The organism is Stutzerimonas stutzeri SDM-LAC (assembly GCF_000235745.1).
In the GTDB taxonomy this organism is placed as follows: Bacteria; Pseudomonadota; Gammaproteobacteria; order Pseudomonadales; family Pseudomonadaceae; genus Stutzerimonas; species Stutzerimonas stutzeri_H.
This window is the reverse complement of sequence record NZ_AGSX01000060.1, coordinates 21,178-28,981: the sequence shown is the minus strand read 5'-3', so window position 1 is coordinate 28,981 and position 7,804 is coordinate 21,178. Positions and strand designations below refer to the sequence as shown.

Annotated in this window: 5 protein-coding genes; 2 read left to right on the top strand and 3 right to left on the bottom strand. The window is 63.2% G+C overall.

Annotated elements, in window-relative coordinates; translation table 11 throughout:
• Positions 1–121: 121 nt before the first annotated feature.
• The 3 genes from PSTU_RS0107075 to PSTU_RS0107060 all read right to left on the bottom strand — a co-directional run bounded on the left by PSTU_RS0107075 (position 122) and on the right by PSTU_RS0107060 (position 4,315).
• Positions 122–1,831 (bottom strand): ATP-dependent DNA ligase, encoded by a 1,710-nt coding sequence (locus tag PSTU_RS0107075; protein WP_019340341.1) that lies wholly within the window; start codon positions 1,829–1,831, stop codon positions 122–124.
• A 121-nt stretch (positions 1,832–1,952) separates the two neighbouring features.
• Complete coding sequence (locus PSTU_RS0107070; protein WP_029404658.1) at positions 1,953–2,966, bottom strand: ligase-associated DNA damage response exonuclease; 1,014 nt, start codon at positions 2,964–2,966, stop codon at positions 1,953–1,955.
• Between the two features lie 782 nt (positions 2,967–3,748).
• Complete coding sequence (locus PSTU_RS0107060; protein WP_019340338.1) at positions 3,749–4,315, bottom strand: hypothetical protein; 567 nt, start codon at positions 4,313–4,315, stop codon at positions 3,749–3,751.
• A gap of 248 nt (positions 4,316–4,563) precedes the next feature.
• Between PSTU_RS0107060 and PSTU_RS0107055 the strand changes: the two genes are divergently transcribed.
• Complete coding sequence (locus PSTU_RS0107055) at positions 4,564–5,103, top strand: DUF3087 domain-containing protein (RefSeq protein ID WP_019340337.1); 540 nt, start codon at positions 4,564–4,566, stop codon at positions 5,101–5,103.
• A 303-nt stretch (positions 5,104–5,406) separates the two neighbouring features.
• Positions 5,407–7,698 (top strand): beta-glucosidase BglX, encoded by a 2,292-nt coding sequence (gene bglX / locus PSTU_RS0107050; RefSeq protein ID WP_019340336.1) that lies wholly within the window; start codon positions 5,407–5,409, stop codon positions 7,696–7,698.
• Positions 7,699–7,804: the final 106 nt, after the last annotated feature.

Sequence of the window (7,804 nt, the reverse complement as noted above, 5' to 3'; positions counted from 1 at the left end):
CGGTCAAGACCGCTCCCACAAGTCGGAGACACACTGCGGGAGCGGTCTCGACCGCGAAAAAAAGAGTCGCTTAGACCTGGGTCCATTTGATGAAAGCGGGCGCTTCGGTGATAGAAGCCGATCATCCCAGCAATTCCTTCAGCGTCTCCAGCGTGTCGGCTTCATCCACCGGCTTGTCCAGGCGCCAGCGCAGCATGCGCGGGAAGCGCACGGCGATGCCGCTTTTGTGGCGGCTGCTGGCGGCGATGCCTTCGAAGCCGAGCTCGAACACCAGGGTAGGGGTCACGCTGCGCACGGGGCCGAATTTTTCCACCGTGGTCTTGCGCACGATGGCGTCGACTTTGCGCATTTCCTCGTCGGTGAGGCCGGAATAGGCCTTGGCGAAGGGCACCAGCTTGCGCTCCGGATCGCCCGGTTCTCCGTCCCAGACGGCGAAGGTGTAGTCGGTATAGAGGCTGGCGCGACGCCCGTGGCCGCGTTGCGCGTAGATCAGCACGGCATCGACCGAATACGGATCGATTTTCCACTTCCACCAGACGCCCACGTCCTTGGTCCGGCCGACCCCGTACTGGGCAACGCGGGCCTTGATCATCATGCCCTCGACGCCCCGCGCGCGTGACGCTTCGCGTTGTTGCGCGAGATCGTTCCAGTCGTTGCCGGTGACCAGCGGTGAAAGCATCAGTCGCGGGTTGGGGCATTGCCCGACCACCGTTTCGAGCTGTCGCCGGCGCTCGCGATGTTCACGTTGCCGCCAGTCGTCGCCCTGCCATTCCAGCAGGTCATAAGCGAGCACCGCGACGGGGGCGTCCTGCAGCACCTTGGCGGTCAGGTTCTTGCGACCGATGCGCTGCTGCAGCAAGGCGAAGGGCTGCACGCCGAAGCGCTCGGTGGTTTCGCCATCTTCGCCTTCCGGTTGCTCGAAGAGCGCTTCCGTCGGCTCGCCGGGCGCGTGCTTCCAGACCAGGATCTCGCCGTCGATCACCGTGCCGTCCGGCAGGCAGCCGGCCAGTTCGCAGAGTTCCGGAAAACGCTCGCTGACCAGCTCTTCGCCACGCGACCAGACCCAGATCTGCCCGTCACGCTTGACCAGCTGCGCGCGGATGCCGTCCCACTTCCATTCGATGAACCAGTTTTCCGGTGCGCCGAGCAGGGTGTCGAATTCTTCAACAGGCGCCTGCAACGGATGGGCGAGAAAGAACGGGTAGGGCTGGCCGCCGCGCTGGGCGTGCTCGTGTTCGGATTCGTCGGCGATCAGCGCGCGGTAGCCCTCGGCGCTGGGGCGGTGCGACAGATCGGTATAGCCCACCAGTCGCTGCGCCACGCGCTTGGGGTCGAGGTCGACCAGTGATGCCAGCGCGCGAGTGACCAGCAGCTTCGACACGCCGACGCGAAAGGCGCCGGTGATCAGTTTGATGCAGACCATCAGGCTCAGGCGGTCCAGCTGTTTCCACAGCGCGGGCAATCGCTCGGCCAGCTCTTCCGGTGGCAAGCCGCGCAACGGCAGCAACTTGTCCTGCATCCACACGGCCAGCCCGTCGTCGGAGCTGTGCTCGGCTTCGGGCATCAGCAGCGAGATGGTTTCGGCCATGTCGCCGACCGCCTGGTAGCTCTCCTCGAACAACCATTCCGGCAGTTCCGAGGCCTGCATGGCGGTTTCCCGCAGCACGCGGGTCGGCACCAGCTGGCGCGGCCGGCCACCGGCCAGGAAATACACGGCCCACGCGGCGTCGGCCGGATCGGCGTCGCGGAAGTAGTCGCGCATCGCCGCGAGTTTGGCGTTGCTTGAGGTGGTGGCGTCGAGGCGACTGTAGAGGGTGGCGAAGGCCTTCATTCATGGCCTCCGATGTGCGCTGAGATCGGCTGTTCGCGAGCAGGCTCGCTTCTACAAAAGGAGTGGTGTCGGATCTTGGAACCGGCGTTCATCGGAAGGGCACGCAAGGCGGGGCGGCGGTTCATTCGACCTCCTGTGCGGCGTCGTCCTCTTCTCCGTATTCGGTCTCAAAGGCTTGGGCATCAAGGCCGCGCGTTTCCCGTAGGTAGCGTACCAGCACCGGGACCGAGCCGTGGGTCACCATGACCCGCTCAGCGCCGGTCTGCTCGATCGCCCAGAGCAGGCCGGGCCAGTCGGCATGATCGGAGAGCACGAAACCGCGATCGACCCCGCGCCGACGGCGGGTGCCGCGCAGCATCATCCAGCCGCTGGCAAAGGCGTCGGCATAATCGCCGAAGCGGCGCATCCAGGTGCTGCCGCCAGCCGACGGAGGGGCGAGGATGATGGCGTGCTTCAAACGTGGGTCGCCTTTCTTCAGGTCGCCGGCATAGACAGTCGGTGGCAGGTAAATGCCGCCTTCGCGGTAGACCTTGTTCAACGGCTCCACCGCACCGTGGACCACGATGGTGCCGATGCTTTCGTCCAGGCCGTGCAGGATGCGCTGCGCCTTGCCGAAGGCGTAGCAGAACAGCACGCTCGCGCGCCCGGCGGCGGCGTTGGCGCGCCACCAGTCATTGATCTCGCGGAACACCTGAGCCTGTGACGGCCATTTGTAGATCGGCAGGCCGAAGGTCGATTCGGTGATGAAGGTGTGGCAGCGCACCGGCTCGAAGGGCGCGCAAGTTCTGTCCGGCTCGACCTTGTAGTCGCCCGACGCGACCCAGACTTCGCCTTTGTACTCCAGCCGAACCTGGGCGGAGCCGAGTACATGACCAGCGGGATGGAAGCTGAGCTTTACGCCGTGATGCTCGATGGATTCACCATAGGCCAGCGTTTGCAAGGGCATGTCGGCTGCGATGCGCGAGCGCAGAATGCCTTCGCTGTCGCTAGAGGCCAGGTAGTGGCCCATGCCCCAGCGCGCGTGGTCGCCATGGGCGTGGGTGATGACGGCGCGATCGACTGGGCGCCAGGGGTCTATGTAGAAATTACCGGGCGGACAGTAGAGACCTTCTGGGCGGGCAACGACGAGATCCATGGATACAGGCACTTGGCGGGCTTGCAGGTTTGGAGCACCGCGCAGCGCCGCGAGTTCGCTCAAATGGCGCGTCGGTGGGCTGAAGCCAATCCGGGGTTGCCGAAAAAGCGCCCGGTTATCGGCTCATGTGGTGGCCGTTCGCGGTCAAGACCGCTCCCACGGGGGCGGGTGGATGATGATTTGTGCGAGGGGAGTTGGCTGCGCTGGGAGGACCTTTCGCCGTCAAGACTGCTCCCACAGAGTGTCTCCGACTTGTGGGAGCGGTCTCGACCGCGAAAAAAGAGTCGCTCATGTCTGAGGTGCCTTTGATGATCTGGCGTGCCTTGCGCTTTGCCACGGTTGAGCGGGAATGTCTGGTCTGGAAATGCATCGGCGGGCGTAGGCCAAACAGTGTGCAAGCCAGTCGGTGGTGTTGCTTTGGGCCCTTTTCGCGGTCAAGACCGCTCCCACGGTGCGGGTGGATGATTGGTTTGTGCGAGGGGCGTTGGCTGCGCTGGGAGCGCCTTTCGCGGTCGAGACCGCTCCCACGGGGCGAGTGGATGATTGGTTTGTGCGAGGGGCGTTGGCTGCGCTGGGAGCGCCTTTCGCGGTCGAGACCGCTCCCACGGGGGCGGGTGGATGATGATTTATGCGAGGGGAGTTGGCTGCGCTGGGAGGGCCGTTCGCGGTCGAGACCGCTCCCACGGTGCGGGTGGATGATTGGTTTGTGGGAGCGGCCTTGGCCGCGAAGAGCTAGACCGGCGGTGGTATCGCTTCAACCCACCCTTGGGAAAATGCGCGAATCAGTCCACCAGCTTCAGGTGAGACGTATCTGGCACCGGTGCATCGCTGGCGCGGCGGCGCTCGCCCATGTCACTGCCCACCGGCGCCAGGCTGAATTGTGTCAGGTCGACAGCAGGCGGCTGTACGGGGGCGCGTGCGTCCTGCAGGTCGACGCCGACCGGCGCAATGCCGAAGTCAGGCGCTTCGACGTCGGCGAACGCAGCCATGTACTCGTCCCGTGGGGCCACCTTCAACGGTTGAGGCGGTGCAGGCGTGGCTGAAGCCTGCTGGACCGGGGCCGGGGCCGGGGCCGGGTCTTCTTGCGGTGGCGGAGCCAGCTCGATTTCCTCGACTTCAACCGGCATCGGACGAACTTCTGCAATAGCGCCGGCGCGCGCCATGGCCTGGCGATACTTCTCGACGCTGACATGGTCGAGATCCTGCTTGATCACGATTCGTCGACCGGAAAACAGTACGGCGATGCGCTGGGCGTCGGCCTGAAACAGGCGAGTCAGGTTGGCCTCGACCTGCTCCAGCTTTGCGCCCGGAGCGAGTTCGCCGGAAAACGAAATTTCATAGCGGCTCATGATTGAGGTCCTTTTGACTGCTACGGGTACGATGCGCTGATCATAGAGGCTGATACGGCCGCTTGAAAGCCAGCGGGGTGCCCGCGGTGTTTGTGCTGCGACGGCGTTGGCAAGCCGAGCCGTCAGCCTCGATAGTGGCCTCTGCGGGCGACACAAAGGCTGTCCCGCATCAGCCGCCCCATCGTTGGCTGGGTGATAATGCCGCGCCCGTCGGCCTCTCTGACCCGTCCAACCCAAGGATTGCGAATATGGTTGTATTTGAAATCAAGCCGCTCAACCCGGAAAGCTACCGGCAACAGACGCGGCGAAGCACCCTGGTTGTAGTGGCGACCTTCGCTGTGCTGGCGATGGGGCTGGCGACCCTGGCCGTTGCGCTGTTCGGCGAGACGGGTGCCGATAATCTGAAGTGGAACGTGACAGGTGTTGCCACCGGTTTGCTCCTGACTGCCGCACTGGTGCGTTTTGTCTACCTCAAGCAGGCCTGGATGTCCTGTGCGGCTTACGGTTGGCGCCTCAAGCGCAGCCTGATGAGCGTGACCAACGTCATGCATCACGTTACGGCGGGCGTAGCGGCCGGCGATTCCGAGGCGATAAAGTTGCTGCGTTTCTACCATATGGGGCTTACGCAAATGCATCAGCTCGATGGCAACAGCGCCTCGCTCAGCGACGTGACCGGGGAAATCAATCAGCATCGCGACCTGATGGAAGCGCGCGGTATGAATATCAATCAGACCTGCCTCGACGATGCCTGGCTCGCTTCCGTGAAGCGTTTCCCCGGCAAAAAGTAACCTTGCGAAGCGAATCGCACACGAGATGGTCTGCTGCCGGCACCGCTTGCTGCGCCCGTCGAGGGTAGGCGCCGCGCTGACGGGCCGAACAGCTGGGCGCCACGGGTTGCTGGCGATACGGATCATGCGGCCCGCACGGCTGTAACTCCGAATTCCATAGCGGCTCGCTGCAACGGCTGCGCCGCTGATGTATAGCGCTGGTTGTAACCCATCAGAAAACTCATACTCAGCAACGCTTAAGCCGTCGCTGCCGGAACAGACGGTTCGCCCCACTAGCCTCTCTGGCTCAGGAATCTCTCAATAATGAAAAGGCTGTATCTGCTCGGTCTGATGGCCGGTCTTTCGCTGCAATCAGTCGCTGCCGAGCCCCGCTCCCCGTTGCTGGACGACAAGCCGGCCTTCATCGCCAGCCTGATCGAACAGATGACGCTGGAAGAGAAAATCGGCCAATTGCGGCTGATCAGCATCGGTGGCGACATGCCACGTGAGCGCATCCTCGAAGAACTGGCGGCCGGCCACATTGGTGGCACCTTCAACACAGTGACCCGTCATGACAACCGACCGATGCAGCAAGCGGCGTTGCGCAGCCGAATGAAGATCCCGATCTTCTTTGCCTATGACGTGGTGCACGGTCACCGGACGATCTTTCCCATCGACCTGGGCCTGGCTTCGAGCTGGGATCTCGACACAATCGCCACCAGTGGGCGCGTTCAGGCCATTGAGGCCAGTGCCGACGGTCTGGACATGACCTTTGCGCCAATGGTGGATATCTCCCGCGATCCGCGCTGGGGGCGGACATCGGAAGGGTTTGGCGAAGACCCGTATCTGGTTTCGGAGATCGCGCGCACCATGGTCCAGGCCTATCAGGGCAAGTCGCCAGCTGCGGCGGACAGCGTGACCGCCAGCGTCAAGCATTTCGCCCTGTACGGTGCGGTCGAAGGCGGCCGTGACTACAACGTGGTGGATATGAGCCCGATGCGCATGCATCAGGACTACCTGCCGCCTTACCAGGCGGCTATCGATGCCGGAGCAGGCGGAGTGATGGTTGCGCTGAACTCCATCAATGGAGTGCCAGCCAGCGCCAATACCTGGCTGCTGCAGGATTTGCTGCGGCGTGACTGGGGCTTTGACGGTGTGGCCCTCAGCGACCACGGTGCGATCAGCGAGCTTATCCGTCATGGTGTTGCCAAGGACGGCCGCGAGGCCGCAAAGCTGGCGATCAAAGCCGGCATCGACATGAGCATGGCCGACGCCCTGTATCGCGAGGAACTGCCGGGGCTGGTGGCCTCGGGTGAGGTCGGGATCGGTGAGATCGACACGGCCGTTCGCGAGGTGCTGGGCGCCAAGTACGACATGGGTCTGTTTCATGATCCCTTCCGGCGTATCGGGTCGGCAGAGGACGATCCGGCAAACGTCAACGCGGAGAGCCGTCTGCATCGCGAAGCCGCCAGAGCCGTAGCGCGTGAATCAATCGTGCTGCTTGAAAACAAGAAGCAGACCTTGCCGCTGCAAAAGCGCGGAACCATTGCGCTGGTGGGGCCACTGGCCGACTCGCCGGTCGACATGATGGGCAGCTGGTCCGCTGCAGGTGTCGCCAAACAATCGGTGACGCTGCATCAGGGCTTGCTCGATGCGGTGGGCGAAAAAGCCATCGTCCGGCACGCTCGCGGCGCCAACATTACCGACGACCCGCATATGGTCGACTACCTGAACTTCCTCAATTGGGACAAACCCGAGGTGGTACAGGATGCCCGCTCGCCGCAAGCGATGATTGCCGAGGCGGTCGCGGTTGCCGAACAGGCCGACGTCATCGTTGCGGCAGTGGGCGAATCGCGCGGCATGTCGCATGAAGCATCGAGCCGCACCAGCCTGCAGATCCCTGAAAACCAGCAAACACTTTTGAAAGCGCTGAAGAAGACCGGTAAACCGCTGGTGCTGGTGCTGATGAACGGCCGCCCGCTGGACCTCAACTGGGCGAAGGCCAATGCCGATGCGGTTGTGGAAAGCTGGTTCAGTGGCACCGAAGGTGGGCATGCCATCGCTGATGTGCTGTTTGGCGATCAGAATCCGGCCGGCAAGCTGCCGATCTCCTTTCCCCGGTCGGTCGGGCAGATTCCCACCTATTACAACCACCTGCGCGTCGGCCGTCCCTATGTCGAGGGCAAGCCGGGCAACTACACCTCGCAATATTTCGAGGAGCCCAATGGGCCGCTGTACCCCTTCGGCTATGGTTTGAGCTACACCGAGTTCGAGTTGTCCGAGGTGCGCATGTCGAGCCCGACCATGGCGCGCGGCGGCGATTTGGAGGTCAGCGTGACGCTGAAGAACACCGGGTCGCGTGATGGAGCGACAGTCGTGCAGTTGTATATCCGGGACGAGGTCGCGTCGGTGATCCGCCCGGTCAAGGAACTCAAAGGGTTCCGCAAGGTGTTCCTCAAGGCCGGTGAGACGCGGCAAGTACGCTTCAAGCTCGAAGAAAAGGACCTGATATTCGTCAACGCACAACTCGAAAGAGTGGCCGAACCCGGCGTGTTCGAGGTGCAGATCGGGCTGGATTCGACCGAAGTCAAACGCGGGCAATTCACCCTCCTGTAATGCGTTGAGATGATCGCTGGCCGCCTGGCCTTCAGCCCGCTCTGGCTGGGGGCTGAGCGGCGTTGAACAATCTGCAAAAAGACCTCTCGCAGCAGCTATCCGGCGC

Bases quoted from the DNA above. Each gene is read 5' to 3' on its own strand.
- PSTU_RS0107075 (WP_019340341.1), bottom strand. From the start codon at position 1,831: ATGAAGGCCTTCGCCACCCTCTACAGTCGCCTCGACGCCACCACCTCA.
- PSTU_RS0107070 (WP_029404658.1), bottom strand. From the start codon at position 2,966: ATGGATCTCGTCGTTGCCCGCCCAGAAGGTCTCTACTGTCCGCCCGGT.
- PSTU_RS0107060 (WP_019340338.1), bottom strand. From the start codon at position 4,315: ATGAGCCGCTATGAAATTTCGTTTTCCGGCGAACTCGCTCCGGGCGCA.
- PSTU_RS0107055 (WP_019340337.1), top strand. From the start codon at position 4,564: ATGGTTGTATTTGAAATCAAGCCGCTCAACCCGGAAAGCTACCGGCAA.
- bglX (WP_019340336.1), top strand. From the start codon at position 5,407: ATGAAAAGGCTGTATCTGCTCGGTCTGATGGCCGGTCTTTCGCTGCAA.